This window comes from Lewinellaceae bacterium (assembly GCA_020636135.1).
Classification (GTDB): Bacteria; Bacteroidota; Bacteroidia; order Chitinophagales; family Saprospiraceae; genus JAGQXC01.
In genome coordinates, this window is the sequence record JACJYK010000003.1 from 435,502 (window position 1) to 454,544 (window position 19,043).

14 protein-coding genes are annotated in these 19,043 nt (G+C 48.6%); 11 read left to right on the plus strand and 3 right to left on the minus strand.

Going from position 1 to position 19,043, the window contains the following annotated elements:
* The first annotated feature begins 5 nt into the window (after positions 1-5).
* The 7 genes from H6570_21130 (at position 6) to H6570_21160 (ending at position 7,112) form a co-directional block, all read left to right on the plus strand.
* The gene (locus tag H6570_21130) at positions 6-833 is read left to right on the plus strand and encodes a winged helix-turn-helix domain-containing protein (GenBank protein ID MCB9321797.1); all 828 of its coding nucleotides are present in this window, start codon (positions 6-8) and stop codon (positions 831-833) included.
* 90 nt (positions 834-923) lie between these two features.
* A complete protein-coding gene (locus tag H6570_21135) occupies positions 924-1,433 on the plus strand; it encodes an AAA family ATPase (protein ID MCB9321798.1) in 510 nt (169 codons plus the stop codon).
* Complete coding sequence (locus H6570_21140; protein MCB9321799.1) at positions 1,430-2,431, plus strand: hypothetical protein; 1,002 nt, start codon at positions 1,430-1,432, stop codon at positions 2,429-2,431. Before H6570_21135 ends, H6570_21140 begins: the two co-directional genes overlap by 4 nt.
* A gap of 117 nt (positions 2,432-2,548) precedes the next feature.
* Positions 2,549-3,322 (plus strand): ThuA domain-containing protein, encoded by a 774-nt coding sequence (locus H6570_21145; GenBank protein MCB9321800.1) that lies wholly within the window; start codon positions 2,549-2,551, stop codon positions 3,320-3,322.
* Positions 3,322-4,410 carry an endo-1,4-beta-xylanase gene (locus H6570_21150; GenBank protein MCB9321801.1) on the plus strand — a complete coding sequence of 363 codons (1,089 nt, stop codon included), beginning with the start codon at positions 3,322-3,324 and terminating at the stop codon, positions 4,408-4,410. Before H6570_21145 ends, H6570_21150 begins: the two co-directional genes overlap by 1 nt.
* A gap of 81 nt (positions 4,411-4,491) precedes the next feature.
* Positions 4,492-4,953 (plus strand): (2Fe-2S)-binding protein, encoded by a 462-nt coding sequence (locus H6570_21155; protein ID MCB9321802.1) that lies wholly within the window; start codon positions 4,492-4,494, stop codon positions 4,951-4,953.
* Positions 4,950-7,112, plus strand: coding sequence for a xanthine dehydrogenase family protein molybdopterin-binding subunit (locus tag H6570_21160; GenBank protein ID MCB9321803.1), 2,163 nt, complete (start codon positions 4,950-4,952; stop codon positions 7,110-7,112). The genes H6570_21155 and H6570_21160 overlap by 4 nt, the downstream gene beginning before the upstream one ends.
* 9 nt (positions 7,113-7,121) lie before the next feature.
* Here H6570_21160 and H6570_21165 read toward each other — a convergent pair whose 3' ends face one another.
* Both H6570_21165 and H6570_21170 read right to left on the minus strand, forming a co-directional pair.
* Positions 7,122-8,354 (minus strand): YcaQ family DNA glycosylase, encoded by a 1,233-nt coding sequence (locus H6570_21165; GenBank protein MCB9321804.1) that lies wholly within the window; start codon positions 8,352-8,354, stop codon positions 7,122-7,124.
* Complete coding sequence (locus H6570_21170; protein ID MCB9321805.1) at positions 8,351-10,771, minus strand: glycoside hydrolase family 9 protein; 2,421 nt, start codon at positions 10,769-10,771, stop codon at positions 8,351-8,353. The genes H6570_21165 and H6570_21170 overlap by 4 nt, the downstream gene beginning before the upstream one ends.
* Positions 10,772-10,932: 161 nt before the next feature.
* Here H6570_21170 and mqnC point away from each other — a divergent pair, with 161 nt between their 5' ends.
* Both mqnC and H6570_21180 read left to right on the plus strand, forming a co-directional pair.
* Complete coding sequence (gene mqnC / locus H6570_21175; protein MCB9321806.1) at positions 10,933-12,069, plus strand: dehypoxanthine futalosine cyclase; 1,137 nt, start codon at positions 10,933-10,935, stop codon at positions 12,067-12,069.
* 4 nt (positions 12,070-12,073) lie between these two features.
* Complete coding sequence (locus H6570_21180; protein ID MCB9321807.1) at positions 12,074-12,889, plus strand: purine-nucleoside phosphorylase; 816 nt, start codon at positions 12,074-12,076, stop codon at positions 12,887-12,889.
* A 126-nt stretch (positions 12,890-13,015) separates the two neighbouring features.
* Here the strand turns inward: H6570_21180 and H6570_21185 are convergent, their stop codons facing one another.
* The gene (locus H6570_21185; protein ID MCB9321808.1) at positions 13,016-13,606 is read right to left on the minus strand and encodes a T9SS type A sorting domain-containing protein; all 591 of its coding nucleotides are present in this window, start codon (positions 13,604-13,606) and stop codon (positions 13,016-13,018) included.
* A 280-nt stretch (positions 13,607-13,886) separates the two neighbouring features.
* Between H6570_21185 and uvrA the strand changes: the two genes are divergently transcribed.
* Both uvrA and H6570_21195 read left to right on the plus strand, forming a co-directional pair.
* Positions 13,887-16,763 (plus strand): excinuclease ABC subunit UvrA, encoded by a 2,877-nt coding sequence (uvrA, locus tag H6570_21190; protein MCB9321809.1) that lies wholly within the window; start codon positions 13,887-13,889, stop codon positions 16,761-16,763.
* A gap of 761 nt (positions 16,764-17,524) precedes the next feature.
* On the plus strand, positions 17,525-19,015 hold the full coding sequence (locus H6570_21195; GenBank protein MCB9321810.1) for a hypothetical protein: 1,491 nt from the start codon (positions 17,525-17,527) through the stop codon (positions 19,013-19,015).
* The last annotated feature ends 28 nt before the right edge of the window (positions 19,016-19,043 follow it).

A 19,043-nucleotide genomic window follows, 5' to 3' on the forward strand; every position in this document is an offset into this window, starting at 1 on the left:
AGCGGGTGGATAACGAAATTCGCTTCAGTCATTTTACTTTTTTACCGGAATCCGGCGATTTGATTTGGCCAGAACCCGGTGGGCAAAAAGCCATCAACCGGCTGGCCCCGCAGCCTTCCAGATTACTCGCATTGCTGATCAACCGATATCCCGATATGGTCAGCCATGAAGAGATTAAACAGGAGGTCTGGCCCGACGTGGAGGTGGATTTCGAACGCAGCCTGCACTTCTGCATCCGGCAGATCAGGGCGGCTTTACAGGACAATGCCAATGACCCGGTTTACATACAGACCATTTCGCGGCGTGGCTATCGCTGGCTCGTTAAGCCTGATGTCCAAACAACAGGATCAAATCCTGCTAAATTTCGCAGATATCTTCGGGCGGTGTCACCGATCATTATTTTGATAGCTTTGTCAGCATTTTTCTGGTTTCGCTACAACCAGGAGACTGAACCGGCAAACACCATAGTGCCCGTATTGAGGATTGCCGTTTTACCGTTCCAGACACCGGATTCCAGTCTCACCGGATGGAGTGCTTCCATTGCCCTGGGGCTGGTCGAAGCGTTTACCAACCAGCCTGGTACGAACCACCAGGTTATAGGCCCAACCACCACGATATCTTACCTGCCGGATCATGTTCCTGAGCTGATCCAGGATTACGATATCGACTATGTGATCAATGGCAGGGCTATAACCCGGAATGATACGGCCGGGGTTTTGGCCGAAGTTATCCGGGCCACCGATGGGGCACATGTATGGGTTCGTTATTTCACGCCCGAGACCAAAGCGGACTCGGCTGTGGCCCGTATACAAAGAGGTTTATCCCGGCAATGAGGATGGATTTCATAATCCGTAATAATGGCAAACCAGGCAGATACTTAACTCTTCCGGGTTACCGCTGTTAGTTTTATAGAATCATAACCAATGCTGATCGTTGTTTTCGGACTGCCTGGTACCGGTAAAACCACATTCGGTAAGCTATTGGCTCACCGTTTGAAGGGCATCCATCTGAACAGCGATGTTATCCGTACGTTCATGGGTTTAAGGGGAAACTATGATCCGGCCAGTAAAGCCAGGGTCTATGAAGCACTACTCAGGGAAACGGAAAATCAATTAATGCACGAAAGAACCGTTGTTCTGGATGCCAGCTTTTACCGGACGGCATTACGAGGAGAAGTTACTGAACTGGCAGCACACCTGGCCAAACCGCTGTACTGGATTGAATTGCAGGCCCGTGAAGATTCCATTAAGAAGCGCGTATCCCGGCCGCGACCGGATAGCGAAGCGGACTTTAGCGTTTACCAGCGTTTACAAGCGCAGTTCGAACCGATGACGGAGGACCATCTGATCCTGTGGAGCGATCGGCAGCCTATGGAAGAGATGCTGGAAGCTGCTTGCCGTTACATTGGAAAAAGCCAAAATTATCTGGAATGAAACAGCTTGATATCGACCGGTTGTTACATTCCTTTCCAGCAGCCAAGTTGCTGGAAACCCACATCTCCTGGATCATCCTGACCGGCAATTACGCGTATAAGATCAAAAAACCGGTGCGGTTTTCTTTTCTGGATTTTTCTACCTTGGAAAAAAGGCGGTTTTATTGTTACCGGGAGCTGGCATTAAATCAACGGCTGACCAGTGACATTTATCTGGAAGTAATACCAGTAACTACCTTTGATGATGCGATAACGCTGGATTCAAAAGATGGTCAATTGATCGATTATGCGGTTAAGATGCGGCGTTTGGCCGAGGATCGGCATATGGCTTACCTTCTTGATCATCAATTGGTTACTGACCAGGATGTGTGTCAGATTGCCAGGGTGATTGCCCCGTTCCACCAGAATGCAGAGCGATTGTCCCAACCACCCGATCTGAAACGCAGGTTGGAAGAATTCCGGGATGTTCGTTCCGTCGCATCCTTCCTGGCAGAACAATATGGCCCGGAGGTTTCGGAGGTCATTGAGGCGGCAATAACGACTGTCGAAAATACACTGCCTCACTATGAATCCCGGCTGCACAAACGGTGGGAAGCAGGTTTTTATATTGACGGGCATGGTGACCTCCACTCGGGAAATATTTTTCTGCTTGAACAGCCGGTCTTGTTTGACTGCATTGAATTCAATGACCAGTTTCGCCAACTGGATGTGTTGGATGAAATTGCTTTTTTCTGTCTGGACTTAGCCTACTATCACCAGGAACAGCTAGAAATGCCCTTCCTGAATTGTTATCAGGAAATTTACCCGTGTTTGCTGACCAGGGAAGATCACTGGCTCTTTGCATTTTACAAATGTTACCGGGCTAACGTCAAAATGAAAGTCCAGACCTTAAAAGCCATGCAAGCCACCCAACTGAAAGAACGAACTGAGCGGCTCAGCCGGGCATCCGGATATTATCAACTTTTCAGGAAATACCACGAGGAGCTGCTCTCCAGGTAGGCTGGTACCACTGGGAATCTCCGGATTTCATTTTGTAATAATGGTTTTGGGAAGCACATTTATTCAAGAATTGTATCTTGTACGAATAATATATTGGTGTATAAAAACTTATTCGATATGCGCTTTCATTCGTCCCTAACCTGCGGAATTGTAACGCTATTTTGTTTTATCAGCAGCGTTCTCAGTGCACAACAGTTCCGCGCATTATTGTTTACCAAGACCAATGGCTTTCATCATGTCAGCATCAATGAGGGAGTGGATGCCATCCGTGAGCTTGGTAACCGGCACCTGTTTAATGTAGACTGGCAGGAAGACCCCAGTGTCTTTAATGACAACCGGTTGAAAAATGTCGACGTGATCATCTTCCTGAATACCACCGGTGATATCCTCAACGATGAACAGCAAGCAGCTGTCGAGCGGTTTATCCAGTCTGGTAAAGGATTCGTCGGTATTCATAGCGCCGCGGATACGGAATACGACTGGCCCTGGTACACCCAGCTGGTAGGTCGAATGTTTCATATACACCCCCAGATTCAGACGGCCGTCATTCATGTCGAGAATAAGCAGTTTCCCGGGACCGAACAGATTCCTGATAATTGGCTCTGGACGGATGAGTGGTACCAGTACGACGAGGAAAAAACCGATGGATTGAAATACATCCTTTCTCTGGACGAAACCACTTATGATCCCAACGTTCAGTGGGGAGAGAAAAAAGGTGGACCCATGGGATTTCACCCTATGGCCTGGTATCATGATTTTGACGGAGGCCGTGCCTTTTATACCGGGTTGGGTCATATGCCGGAATGCTACAGCGACCCCGTTTTTCGCAATTTTCTCTATGGGGGCATTTATTGGGCAGCTACCGGAAAAGGCATGAATAAGAAAATGTAATGTTCCGCCAGGGGTTACGAATATTGGGAATTTTAGGTCTCTGGTCTTCCTTCTTGACCGCTCAGAATGATTCCCGTGGCCTCAAAGATTATTTTGCCGGCTATTTTTTTGTGGGCGCATCGATCGCACCTCAGGAAACGGAAGGCGCGGTGGCGCAACTTATCTTAAAAGAGTTCAATACCATTACGGCTGAAAATGCCATGAAAATGGGTCCGATCCACCCGGCTGAAGATCATTATGCCTGGGAAGGAGCAGATCAAATTGTGGATTTTGCCCGAAAGAATGGCCTTAAAATGCGGGGCCATACCCTATGCTGGCACAACCAGACGCCTGGCTGGTTATTTCTTGATGATGCCGGCAACCAGGTTTCAAAAGCAATATTATTAGACCGGCTGAAGGCACACATCACCACGGTAATGCACCGTTATCAGGATGCCGTTTATGCCTGGGATGTAGTCAATGAGGCGATATCGGAACAGCCCGATGAATACTTTCGTACTTCGCCCTGGTATACCATTTGCGGGGAAGAATACATTGCCAGGGCTTTCCAATATGCTCATGAAGCAGATCCCGGGGCATTGCTTTTCTACAACGATTACAATGCCTGGCAACCACAAAAAAGGGCCAAGATCATCCGGCTGATCAGGTCACTGCGACAGCAGGGCGTGCCCATTCACGGTATTGGTATTCAGGGACACTGGTCGCTCTACGGCCCGGATGAAGCGGAGCTGGAAGCAGCGCTGGATGAATACCGGTCTTTGGGTCTGATCATCCACATCACCGAACTCGATGTTTCAGTCTATCCTCCGGAATCTGGCAGGCGGGATAAAAAACCTGATGAAGATGATACGTTTACGCCTGAAAAAGTAAAACTACAGGAACAACAATACGAACGGATATTCCGGGTGCTGGCAAATCACAAAGACGACATCCAGTCGGTCACGTTCTGGAATGTTTCGGACCAACGCACCTGGCTGGATCGGTTTCCGGTTCGGGGTCGGAAAAATTACCCCTTATTATTCGATACCGATCTGCAGAGGAAAACGGCTTATTGGCGGGTAATTGCCGGCCTGACAGGTGAAAACTGAAGAAATTCCTCCTATTACTGGATTTCGGGGCTAAAATGAATTAATTTATTTCACTTTAAAGTGTCTCATAATCAATCAATAATGAGTGTCAATTTTGAATTGAACGGAGAAATGGTCCAGGTGGATGCCGAGCCGGATGCCCTCCTGCTCTGGGTATTGCGGGAAGATCTCAAATTAACAGGAACCAAGTTCGGATGTGGCATTGCGGCTTGTGGTGCTTGTACAGTCCACGTTAACGGTGATCCGGTACGATCCTGCATGACCACCATGAAAATGGTCAGTGGTAAAAAAGTAACCACCATTGAAGGTTTGGGCAAAGGTGAACTGCACCCTGTCCAGCGGGCATGGATTGAGGAGCAGGTTCCCCAGTGCGGGTATTGCCAGTCCGGACAGATCATGCAGGCGGCAGCATTACTGGAAAAAAACAAACAGCCGTCACGGGCAGATATTGTAGAACATATGAACGGGGTACTGTGTCGCTGCGGTACCTATCACCGCATCCAGAAAGCAATCGTTCGCGCAGCAAAAGATATGGGATCATGAATGAGAATCAGTCAACTTCATCAATCTCCCGCAGGTCATTCCTGCGCACCGCAGGAGGAGCCACTTTTGCCATTGCACTCTCTCCGGTATTGGCCCTGGCCAGAGAATCGTATAGCGGAAATATAGCCAATGGGCAGGTGTCCGCCTGGGTACATCTGGATGGCGATGGTAAGATTACCATTTTTAATCCGGCGGCGGAGATGGGTCAGGGCTCAATGACGGCGCTGGCTGCCATCATAGCGGAAGAAATGGATGCGAAATGGGAAGATGTCACCATCGAATTTTCACCCATTGAACCGGAAACATATGGTTTGCAGTGGGGCGGCCAACTGGGAGGACCGATGATAACCGTGGGATCACGGACCGTAAAAGGGTATTACCAGGCTTTACGGCAGGCAGGCGCCGAGGTTCGATGGATATTGCGCTGGAATGCGGCCAGGAGCTGGAATGCCCCGGTAGAAGATACCACTACCACACCAGGTCTCGTCAGACAATTGTCCACCGGAAATACCATCTCTTACGGTGATCTTGCGAAAGCCGGGATAACCAGGCCGGATGATATCCCTTCGCAGGAACTTAAAGATCCGTCACAATTTCATCTGGTCGGACAGAACATTCCGAGGACGGACATTGCGGCCAAAACAGACGGTTCGGCAATGTACTCCATGGACATTCATGTGCCCGGGATGGTCTACGCCATCATGGAGCGAGGCTTGGTACATGGTGCCAGACCTATATTGAAGAACAGGCAGGTGGTCTTGAAACGGCCCGGGGTGATCGATATCGTCGAAATGGATCACGGTGTCGGTATTGTTGCTGCATCGGTCGAAACGGCTTTTTCTACCCGGGGATACCTGAAAATTGATTGGAACCTGGACAATTCAGCCGCAGGATACGACAGCAACAAGGCGCTTGAAGATTATTCCACGCAAGCCGAACACCCGGAACAAGGCAAGACACTGGAGGAAAAAGGAGATGTGAAACTGGCATTTCAGCAAGCCGCCAAAGTGATAGAAGCCGAATACCGCAATGATTTTGTCTACCATGCCCAGATGGAACCGCTGAATGCAGTTATAGCAGTAGCTCCGGATGGTAAATCGGCAGAAGCCTGGGTAGGATCCCAGGCACCGGACAGCGCCCGGCAGCAAATTGCCAAATCACTTGGAATAGGCTTCAATGATGTTGTCTTCCATCCGTGTTATCTGGGCGGTGGATTTGGACGCAGGTCTATGACGGATTATGTGGAAGAGGCAACAATCATGGCCAGGCAGGTAAAGCGGCCCGTGAAGTTGATCTGGACGCGTGAAGATGATTTGCAGTACGGTGCTTATCGTCCGATCAGCGTACAAAAATTACGGGTTGCAGTAAATTCAGAGGGCCTCATCCAGGGTTGGGAACATCATGTGGTTGGGACTGGTGATGGATTGCTGGCTTCAGGTGTGGGTGTTGAATACTACGATTTTCCCAATCAATACCTGACCTTGCAGAGCATGGACCAGCATGTACGCACCAAACATTGGCGATCAGTTGGGCATGGACCCAATAAATATGCCATCGAGGCGATCATCGACGAGATCGCCCGAGAGCTGGGGACAGACCCGGTGGACCTCAGACTTCGGCACATGCAATCCGATCAACGGGCTGCTCAGGTTGTCAGGACGGCCGCTGAAATGGCTGCCTGGCATGAACCCTCGCCAGCCGGCCGGGCAAAGGGGATCGCATTTGCTGAGCGCAGCGGCGCCCGGACCGCCGCCGTAGTTGAGATCTCCGTAGATAACGGCACGGGAAAGATCACTGTTCATAAATGCTGGATGGCTATGGATGCCGGCGTTATCGTCCAGCCGGACAATGCCATTGCCCAGCTGGAAGGAGGATTTCTGATGGGGCTCAGCAGTGTGCTTTATGAAAGCATCACCATTGAGGATGGCCAGGTTCAGCAAAATAATTTTGACGATTATCAGCTGCTGCGGATGGAAGACACGCCCGAAATCATGGAAGTTAAGTTGATCCTTTCCGCTGAAAAACCGGAAGGGGTGGGAGAGGCAAGCACCCCGGTTGTGGGGGGCGCGGTAGCCAATGCATTCCTTGCACTGACCGGGAAATCACTGAGGAACATGCCATTTACACCGGAAAAAGTGCTACGTGTATTGAATAGTTGATATCTCGGGTCAGGTATTGCCGATGGTATCGGGTATGCTGAGGCGGGGATCAAAGCATACTTCTTCACAGCCATTGAATTTGGAGAAGTCCCGTAAGACACGGTCCAAAACACCAAAGTGAGATTCAGGTTTGCGTACCCAGGGTTCCCATCTTAAATTCCGGATGAGCAGTCGTTTTTCTTTTCGCTCCGCCTTAATGTCCAGCTGAGCGATGAACCGTGTACCGGACAACAGGGGCAGGCTGAAATAGCCGAACTGTCTCTTTGCTGCCGGCACATAACACTCCAGGGTGTATTTGAAGTCGAATAATTTTTCTGCCCGGTCGCGCTGGATGATCAGATTGTCAAAAGGGGAGAGCAGTACAGCCCTGGAACGGAAAGCTTCTTGAATGAAGGCTTCCCACATCAATGGATCTGCGTAGAAGAGTTCACCATCCAGTTCACGAATCGTCACTTCCATCAATATTCCGGAACGGATAAGTTTTTTGATTTCAGCACCGACTTCAGCGACCGATACCGGCCGTAAGTAGGATGGTTGTTGGGGTTGGATCAGCCCATGTGCCTGAAGGTGCTGATGGATCAGATGATGGAGGTATTCCTGCCGGGTGGGGACCCGTGTATCAACCGAATCCGGAAGTAATCGTTCAGCCAGATCATAAACCTTTTGGAATCCCTCCCGACCGGTGACCATGATCTTTCCTTCCATAAACAGTTGGCGGAATGCCCTCTTAATCGGATCCCCGGCCCAGGACTTGTCCATTTCTTTTTCGACGGTAGCAATTTTACCGCTCCTGGCCGCCACCGGTCCGGCATCTTCTTCCCATTTTTCGACATCGCGTGAGCGCAGCGGCCCTTCCAGCCTGATACGGTCCAGCAGGAATTGCATAGCTTGTTTTTCTTTGGCATACCAGTGCCCGGGACCGGACTCGATGTGGTTTTTGTGAAACAAGGTAAACCGGTAGTCCTGCATAGGCAGATAGGCCGCCGCATGCGCCCAGTACTCAAAGATCTGGCGTTCCTGTTCCAGCTTTTCAAGATAGCCTGGATTATAATTTGGCACCCGGGACCATACCACGTGATGATGTGCCCGTTCGACGACCGAGATGGTATCGATCTGGATGTATCCCAATCGTTCGATCGTAGAAAGAACTCCCGCTTTGTTTCTCAAACCATGGCCACTGGCCAGAAATTGGGTGGAGAGGATGAATTTTCGGGCCTCCTCAAGGGATATTTCCATCATCATTCCTCCATTATTTTCGAAAGTAGCCATAGGACCCCTGCAGTCGTATGGGTCCAGATTTCTTTGTAGGTCGCGTTGACCTGCATAGGCATATAGGGCTCATCGTCATTTTCGAAGGTCTCAATACCGACCGGTACTGCGCCGACCACATCTCCGGCATATGCTCCATATAGGGGTGGATAGTCATATCCTACGCCATAAATGGTGCTCATGGCAAAAGGGTTGTAGCCGATAATGTACTCCAGTTGGCGGGTGCCAATGGCTCTCAGCTGGTCATCCTGAAGCAGATCAGCCAAAATCAACGCGGCCTTGGCCTTGGCAATCAGAATGGCATGAAAACCTCTGAACTGATAGGCTACCGGAAATTTCCGCAGATAGAAGTCGCCGCCGAGATGGATTCCGTTCTTAACCTGCGCATTGTATTCAGCCATGGAAGGCATGCCGACCTGGTCTCCTTCGTGATAGATCCCTGCAAATTCCGCATTGTTTAATTCATAGACAGCAGCCGGAAGTATTCCGTAAGGTTCAATGACCGTAGACAGATCCTTGAGGTAATCGGCGTAAGCCTGGCAGGAAGCCACCCATTTTGGTGCATCGGCATGGTTGGGCTGGTCGGTGAGGAGCATGGACAAGCCCTGGATCATCAACTGCTCATCACTGCGGTGGAAATATTCCAGGATTCGCTTCTGTGCCCGGGATTCATAAAAGAAGCCATGCAGTGGTATGGCCCAGTCGGTCCTGCGATCCATTTGCTGCCCATCCATGACAATACGGGCGTACCGTACAGCCCAGTCCAGATATTCATTTTGTCCGGTCAGGCGATACAGATGCATGGCCGTGACCATTGCCCGGGCATACAGTTCGATCTCATTTTTTTGATTGACTTCCTGGCCGAGTAATTCATTGGCAAACTGAAAATCTTCCACGGCCGATCGGTAACACCAACCGGCGAAAACCGGATCTTCCGTCTGGTACAGGGGTGCGGCCAGGGCACAATATGAAGCTGCAATAAAATTATCACCGGGATGATTGCTTGCTTTACCCTGCATGTCATCTTTGGTCCCTGCCTCATTGTCCGTCCAGATGCCGATAATCAATCCACCTTCCCGGTAACCGTCACCAAATCGTGTTTGCATCGTCCAGTTGAGACCCCAGCGTGCCTCTTCGAGCAGCCGGCGGTATAGTTCGGGTTGTTTATCCCGGACCGTTTTGGCCAGTTCCAGCATGGCGATTCCTCCCCTTGCTGTGTTGCCCACACCCTGGGTCAGATCTGCCGCATCGTGCCAGCCACCACCTACCGAGATCTTCCGGCCATCGGGATGGACGCAAAATACATCCTGGTGACAGGCTTGGTGGATGCCAGGCTGATCAAAACCACAGCGTTCGGCAAAGAAGAAATTTAAGGTGTGCCAGGCGGTACTCAGATAAGCCTCCTGACCGATGGGGAAAGGTTTGGTCTTTAATTTGCCAGCTTCCAACGTATACCAGCCCGGTGTCTCAAAAGCACTGAAATCAAGGAGTGCAAAGGAATTATCCAATGCAGTGGTTTTGCCCTGGAATGCAACTTTTCCTTCATTGTTGATCAGCTGGAATAGGGAACCGGTATGATGCTGAACGAGGGCTTGCTTGGTTGCTTGAGTCAGGTATCCGCAGTGTGCGTAGGCGATGGATCCCTCCCGGAGATCAAATCCCCGGGTATTTTCCGGCCTGACTTTTTCGAGTCGCATATCATCGATGAACAAGTTCAATTCTGGTGAAGCACCTTTGGGAGGACCAGTTAACATAATGCTCACCGAAAAGCCGGTGACGGCATCCCGGTACAAATCCGGTATCTCCCAAATGACATGCTGCCACTGGCCGGGATAGATCGTGACAAAATGTTGGCCTTCAAAACGGCCCGGCGTGGGCATGATGTGTTCACCCTCATTGTAGAGTGTACAGCCGACGAAATAGGAATAATATCCGGGCGCATCGGCATAAACCCATACGGAAAAACGGTTGTAGTCTTCCAGATTTTCATGCTGCAACGGCCTGATCATTTCGGCGAAAGCATAAGCACGATTGGATGGGTTCTTCTCACCCAACGCACTGGGGGTGGTCAATAAAATGCTGCCTTTGCCGGAGATAGTACGACTCCTGTCAATTTGAATGGTGCCCGGACCAGTATTCTTCAGGGCATCAAAATCTTCAACCAATGGAAGCTGCCTGGTTTTTTCGACCGGCTTTTCCAGCCAGCGGGTATAACCCATGTTTGCGGAATCGGCAGTCATCACATTCGACAGATATCTACTGGCATTCAGTTGTTGCTGCAGGAGTTCAGGTTGTGCAGTGGCTTTTAATGTCAACAGGCTTGAAGCAAGTAGGAAAATTGCGTTGAAGTTGCTGAACAACCGATAATCTGAAGCAACGGATGATTTCATGTTTTGAAAGCAGACTTGATTGGCAAAGAACATCATGAACCCGGCCAGGCTTCCAATGTTCCGGAATTTGGTTTACATCCAAATATAGTCTTCAACTTCGAATCATTCCAAATGGACTATCTTTGTAAGACATACAATCGGATCGCATCGTGACGCAACAAATTGAAACATTACTGCAGCGTGCCTTAAACCTGGATTGGCTGTTGGCTGAAGAAGGGGTATTTCTCTTTGAAAATGCAGCAACGGCTGATTTGATGTATGTGGGCAATCATCTGAGGCAGCACCACGTCCCCGGCAATATTGTCACCTGGATCATTGACCGGAACTCGAACACTACCAATGTTTGCATCGCCAACTGCAAGTTCTGTAATTTTTATCGCCGTCCCGGCCATGAGGAGTCCTACATCACCACGATCGAAGAATACAAACAAAAGATTGATGAGCTATTTCGCTTTGGTGGGGAACAGTTGTTGTTGCAGGGCGGTCACCATCCGGATCTCGGCCTGGATTACTACACCACCTTATTCCGGGAATTGAAATCGTTGTATCCAGACCTGAAATTACATGCTTTGGGCCCTCCGGAAGTAGCACACATCACCAAGCTGGAACAATCCACGCACTCCGAAGTCCTGAAAGCCTTGAAAGAGGCCGGACTGGACTCCCTCCCCGGTGCCGGTGCGGAGATCCTCAGTGATCGGGTACGCCGGCTGATCTCCAAAGGCAAATGTTCGGGGCAGGAATGGCTGGATGTCATGGCCGCCGCCCATCAGCTGGATATTACTACTTCTTCCACCATGATGTTTGGTCATGTGGAAACCAATATGGAACGATTTGAGCATCTGGTCGCTATGCGGGAGGTACAGTCGCGAAAGCCGGCACATGCCAAAGGATTTCTTGCATTTATTCCCTGGCCATTCCAGGATGAGGGCACCTTGCTTCAAAAACTCAAGCGGGCACGCAATCAATGTACCGGAGACGAATATGTGCGGATGATCGCCATGAGCCGGATCATGCTACCCAATATCACGAACATCCAGGCTTCCTGGTTGACGGTGGGCAAACAGGTCGCTCAGGTCTGCCTGTATGCCGGCGCCAACGACTGGGGTTCGATCATGATCGAAGAAAATGTAGTCTCAGCAGCAGGTGCTGCCTTCCGCTTTACCGCCCAGGGAATCCAGGATGCCATCCGGGAAGCCGGTTTTGAGCCTCGCCTGCGGGATCAGCAATATGCATTCCGTCAGCTACCGCCACAAATCGAACAACAGGTTTTGGATCGTGCGGCGCTCATTGTAGATTAGCCTCATGAATTACACCTATGAGCAAGCGGAGGAGACTGCCGCATTTATTAATCCCTATCTGGAAGATGAAGCCTACCTGGCAATTACGCTGGGATCCGGTTTTGATGCCTGTCTCGGCCAGGTTAAAATGACCCAGAGCATTCCTTATAGCGAATTGCCCCACTTTCCGGTTACGAGTGTTATGGGACACCAGGGCATCCTGCACATCGGAAAATGGGCCAAGAAACATGTCTTGATCTGGTCCGGACGGTTTCATTATTATGAGGGGCATTCGATGCAGACCATTACGTTTCCGGTTCGGGTCACAAAGCTTTTAGGCATCCATGATTTGCTATTGACTAATGCTGCCGGAGGTTTGCTGGAGTCCATGCAACCCGGTTCGCTGATGTTTATCCGGGATCACATCAATTACCAACCTGAAAATCCATTACGCGGACCGCACGATCCACGCTGGGGTCCCCGGTTTCCGGATATGAATCACGTTTATGATTCGGAATGGATCACGAGCTGGTCCCATCTGGCTAAACAACTCAACATACCGTATCACATCGGTGTTTACCTGGGCTTGCAGGGTCCCAGTCTGGAGACCCCGGCCGAATACAGCTGGTTCCATCAGGCGGGCGCCCATGCAGTAGGAATGTCGACGGTTCCGGAAGCCATTGTAGCCCGGCAGATGGGCATGCGCATCGGCGGGATATCCATTATCAGCAATGTCTTTAATCCTTACGAATTGACGGAGACGACACACGAGGGTGTATTACAGGTTGTACGCACCGCCGCTGATCGCACCGCCAGGCTGATATCCCAGTGGCTGGGCTAAATGAAAAAACCCGGCAAAGATATTACCGGGTTTTAAGCTACGTGGGGGGCCTCTTTAATGGCGTTTTACAACAAGATTGGTATTCTATAAAGACTCAGAAGTTCCCCCAGAGACTTCTGGCTTTGGTTATTGCTTCAATATGGAAGTGGATTTCTCCAACTTCCCGTCAACCCAAAACTGGATGACATACATTCCTGCCTGCAGCTGCTCCACGGGGGTGATTTCAAAACTGACGGTTTTAGGCGCTACGTTTTGTGAAGCGACTGCCCGACCGTACATATCGTTGATGCGGATTTGAATATCCCGGGCATGCTGACAGGCATCCGGCAGATTGGCATAGACCTCGCTGACCACCGGATTGGGGTAAACCTTTATTTCAAAGGGAACCCTGGGGGTTTCCAGATTCAGTTCATTCGAGAGCATTTGTTGCCCGTCAACCCGTACAGCCCGGACGCGGTAAAGTTTAACACTTTGAGCGATTGTTGGTTGGTCAAAGCTGTATTGCCGGTTTGTCTGGGGAGCGAGTATTGCAATGGACTCAAAAGTTTGGCCTACTTTTTGCTCAACATAAATGGCTTCAATATTTGGATCTGCGTCCATGTTCCACTGCAGGTACATATTCGCATCATCAACATAGCCAGTTAAGGTGATGACATCAGAAGCCAAGGTCATCGTAATACTACAAAACGCGATTAACAGGGCAACGACTGCTCTCATGATTGGTTGGTTTAAGTTTAATAAGACAAGAATAAAACAAGTAATTGCTATCTCCTAAAAGAAGTAGTTATAATACGGGGGGAAACTTAGTTATTGAATAGTAATCTCGGAGACGAAAGGAATGCGGCGACCGCATGTGCATTGAAAACGTATCCTTATTTTAGTTTATTATCCAATTGTTAAAGAAAATTAAAGATTTTTTTTCAACCCACCAAGCCTCAGCCCCAATTTTGTAATTCACCGGCAAACTTCTCATCTTGTAAGCTGTTTGGCTAGCAACATGAATACAGGCAAAAACAACAGTAATTCCGGTGTGATTGAAGTGACCGGTGCCCGGGAACACAATCTGAAAAACATCCACGTAAACATACCAAAAAACAGACTGGTAGTCATCACCGGCATCAGCGGTAGTGGTAAATCTTCCTTGGCTTTTGATACGATCTATGCTGAAGGCCAGCGGCGTTACATGGAAACATTTTCCTCGTATGCGCGGCAGTTCATCGGGAAAATGGAACGCCCGGACGTGGAGCATATCCAGGGGTTAAGCCCTGTAATTTCCATAGAACAGAAGACGACCGGATGGAACCCGCGTTCTACGGTGGGTACGATTACCGAATTGTATGATTTTGTCCGGTTACTGTTTGCCCGCATCGGGGAGGCGTACTCATACGCTTCCGGACTCAAGATGGTACGTTACAGCGAGGCACAAATCATCGATCACCTGCTGGAACATTATCAGGGGCAGAAAATTGTCTTGCTTGCTCCACTGGTAAGGGGCAGAAAAGGACACTACCGGGAGTTGTTTGATCAGATCCGTAAACAGGGCTATACCAAAGTCCGCCTGGACGGCGAGATACTGGATCTGAAACCCGGGATGCAAGCCGACCGCTATAAAGTCCACGATATCGAGGTAATCATCGACCGGCTGCAGGTAGCCACGGACCGCAAGGATCGACTGGCAGCATCGATTCAAATAGCCTTAAAAATGGGTAACGATATGCTTTTTGTGATGGAGCATGCAGATAACCACATCACGCCGTTTAGCAAACACCTGATGGACCCGGAGAATAACATCTCCTACGAAGAACCTTCCCCAAACTCCTTTTCATTCAATTCGCCCTACGGTTCTTGTCCGGTTTGCAATGGTCTGGGAAACATCAATCAGGTGGATCTGGACAAAGTCATTCCCGATCCGGATAAAAGCATCAATGAGGAGGGGATCCGTCCCTTTGGTGAAGTCCGCGACAACATCACCTTTAAGCAGCTAAGGTCCATCGCCAAAACCTACCGCTTTACTTTTTCTACTCCGGTCAAGGATATACCCAAAGAAGCATTGGATACCATATTATATGGCGGCAATGAAAAGTTTCCGGTAGACCTGGGGTACAACAAGCATGATTTTGTCTACAATCTGGCTTACGAAGGTCTGGTCAATATGCTAAAGAGGTGGTATGAGGATACCACTTCGGAAAAGATCCGCTCCTGGGCAGAACACTTTATGACTGTCACGACCTGCCCTGAATGTCATGGATTACGATTAAAGAAAGAATCGCTGCATTTTAAGATCCATGATAGGAACATTGGTGAGCTAGCCACCATGGACCTGGACCAACTGCTGGAATGGTTTGAAGATCTTCCGCAATACCTGACTACCAGGCAAAAAGCCATTGCCCAGGACATCCTGAAAGAAATACGTCTGCGGCTGGTATTTCTCCTGCATGTAGGATTGGATTATCTCCAGATGAACCGTCCTGCCAATACGCTGAGCGGAGGGGAAGCCCAACGCACCCGGCTGGCAACCCAGATCGGATCCCAGCTAACCGGCATAACCTATATTCTGGATGAGCCGAGTATCGGTCTCCATCCCCGGGACAACAACCGGTTGATCAAGGCGCTGAAGGAATTAACCAGGATAGGAAATTCTGTGTTGGTTGTAGAACACGATAAAGACATCATGCTGGCCTCGGACTACCTTATTGACCTGGGACCCGGCGCCGGACATCACGGAGGCCGGCTGGTCGCTGCGGGAACGCCGGAGGACTTTTTGGGTGAAGATTCCCTAACCGCAAAGTATCTGAAAGAAACCGTGCGTATACCGGTCCCGAAACAACGACGCAATGGAACAGGTCATGTGCTGGAGTTGATTGGAGCATCCGGGAATAACCTGGATACCATTGATGTCACCTTTCCATTGGGAACATTGATCTGTGTGACCGGTGTGTCCGGGAGCGGTAAATCTTCCCTGATCAATGACACACTTTATCCGATCCTCCGGCAGCATTTTTACAACAGTTTGCAGAAACCCTTACCCTACCAGGAGATTCGGGGCCTGGAGCACATCGATAAAGTCATTGAGATAGATCAATCACCGATCGGACGGACTCCCCGGTCCAACCCGGCAACATATACCGGATTGATGACCGAAATCCGTAATCTTTACGCCAATCTGCCGGAGTCCAAGATCAGAGGCTACAAGCCTGGTCGTTTTTCCTTTAATGTCAAAGGAGGCCGTTGCGAAACTTGTGAAGGAGCGGGTATGCGGTTGATCGAGATGAATTTTTTACCGGATGTACTGGTGGAATGTGAGACCTGCCTGGGCAGGCGATACAACCGGGAGACCCTGGAAGTTCTTTATAAGGGTAAATCCATATCCGACGTGCTCAACATGTCGGTGGAGGAAGCTGCCGGTTTTTTCGAGAGCATACCCAAGATACACCGCAAGCTGAAAACACTGCGGGATGTTGGCCTGGGATACATCACACTTGGCCAGCAGGCGACAACTCTATCCGGTGGCGAGGCTCAGAGAGTCAAATTATCGGAAGAGTTAAGCAAGCGGGATACTGGCAACACCTTTTATATTTTGGATGAACCAACCACTGGATTGCACTTTGAAGATGTCATGCACCTCATCCGGGTATTGGATCGACTGGTACAACGCGGGAATACGGTCGTGATCATTGAACACAATCTGGATGTGGTCAAGGTTGCGGACTACCTGATTGATATAGGTCCGGAAGGAGGTCGTGGAGGTGGAAAGGTGGTGTTTTCCGGTACCCCGGAGGCGATCACCCAATGTGCAGAAAGTCATACTGGCAGATACCTGATCAAAGAATTGGAACCGGCTACGGCTAAAAAGAAAAAGTCTTCAAAAAGCTAACTGAGGATAGTGTAGCCTTTGAAGACTTTGTTATAACACCCAAATAAATAAGAGATTCAATTGTATTATTTCAAAAATCGTACCAACTATTTGGATGTCAGAACTTTATACTTAATAAAATAAAAAAAACCCTCATTCCGCTGAAGGATATGAAGGTTTTTTGTTTTTCGTGGGTACTGCTATTTCTGCATACCCAAGTTGTATAAAAAAACGCCCAAAGAGTAAGCTTATTAAAAAGAAGGACCCCTTTTGGATATCCGGATAGAAGAACCGCACGAAGGCGTGCAGAAGGAACAGTGAAAAAAAGGGGTCGCTCCTAATTTATATATGGGTTGTGCTATTCTGTCTATTAGAAACCACCAAGCTGCTCGGTGATAATATTGCAAGTAACGTCGATTATTTGATTGGCATTCATGACTCAGAATTTTCGTTTGTTTAATAATAACGTAAAACTAAGTCGGAATTGCACTACCTGCTATAACAAAAACCCAGACAATGTGACAGCAATAATAACATTTTATTATTGACATCTATCCACTAACACATTGATTATCAACGCTCTTTTTATAAAAGACTTCGAAAAAGAGCTTTTCATCTACTTACAATACAAATTTGCACGGTTTTGGATAGTAATGTGTAAACAAAAACATGTAGTTTGTGACAAGCGAATACCGTATATATCATTTAAATCATTACCATAAATAATTGAATATTAAATTATTACATTAAAATAACCGCCATAATTATAATAACATCAAACCATGAATAACCTCGGTCCACTGCTTCAATACCTCCGGGATAACAATGTAAAAGCGCTTCCGAAACCCTATCAATCATCGGAAGAACCGGAAACTCAAATGGAACAATTATTTCTCAGAATGGCAGAACTTGGCTCCGACGAAGACCCAAAACTGCAACTTGAGTTTTTTGGAAAAGGCCAGAAAGCCAATGCAAATTACCGCAAAGCAAAAAGCCGACTCTACCAACAAATGTTGAATGCCGTCCTGATCGCAACACCGGAGCGTGCCCAGATCTCCGGTATTGACAAAGCCTATTTGCAGGCATTACGTCATATGATGGCTGGCTACATCATATCCATGTACAGCAACCCTCACCATGGGATCCTGTATTTTAAGGAGTGCCTCAAGCTATCCCAGAAATTCGAACTGAGCGTTCCGGCCTATCTCAGCAGCCAGCAGTTATCCGGATACTATGGCCTGAACCTGATGAACGCCAAGGAATTTAAAAGGTACCATAAGATCGAACAGCAGACACTGAATGATGTAGTCACCGAAAACAAGCTGAGCTCCATCTATTCAGAGATTTATTCCGTACTGGAACACAAGATGATCTCGTACGATAATAAACAATTGCTGAAAGAAAAATTTGAAGAGACCAAAAGTCTGAAAGGCAAATCCAAAACAGCCAGGTCCACGCGTTTCTACTACAATATCCTGGCGGTCATCAGTTATTTTGAGAAAGATTATCAGCAGACGATAACCATTTGCAATCAGGCTATTGAACGTCTAAAAAAGTATCCCTATAAGCTGGATTTTCACATCTTCACCTTTCAGCTAAAACGGCTGATGGCCCTGATCCAGATCGAAAGCTGGAAGACTGCCATCGAACTATGTACCTATTATAAGATAACCAGGATCAGTGATCAGACCACCTTCATCGCACAGTACTATTTGTTCATCATCTACATGCGTACCGGAAAATACGATCTGGCACGGGAGGTCCTACGTGATGAAATGGGGCCCTTGCTGGAAAAGATGAAACAACCTATCTACGATGAAAACTTTCAGATATTCAATACCTATATCCAGTTTTTGGAACAACGCGGGATCCTCGATGCCACGCAGAAACGCTTCCGCATCCAACGGTTTCTGAATGATGTGCCGACCTATTCCAAGGATAAACAAGGTTTGAACTCGTCCGTCTTAATTCTTCAGATCCTTTTCTTTCTACATCAGAAGAATTACTCCAGCATCATAGACCGGGTAGATGCCTTGAAACAATACAGCTACCGCTACCTGCGCAAGGATGAAACCCTCCGCACGAATCTATTCATCAAGATGCTTAATAATCTGGTACGGGCTGATTTCAACCGCATACGCACCGAGCGCTATGTAGAACCGATGTGGGAGCAACTGCAAAGTGTACCCATCAATATATCGGAGCAGGGTATTGAAGTGGAAATACTTCCATTTGAACAACTATGGCCGATGGTCCTTGAAATGCTGGACTAACCATTGCCTTAGGTGAGGAGTAAAATGG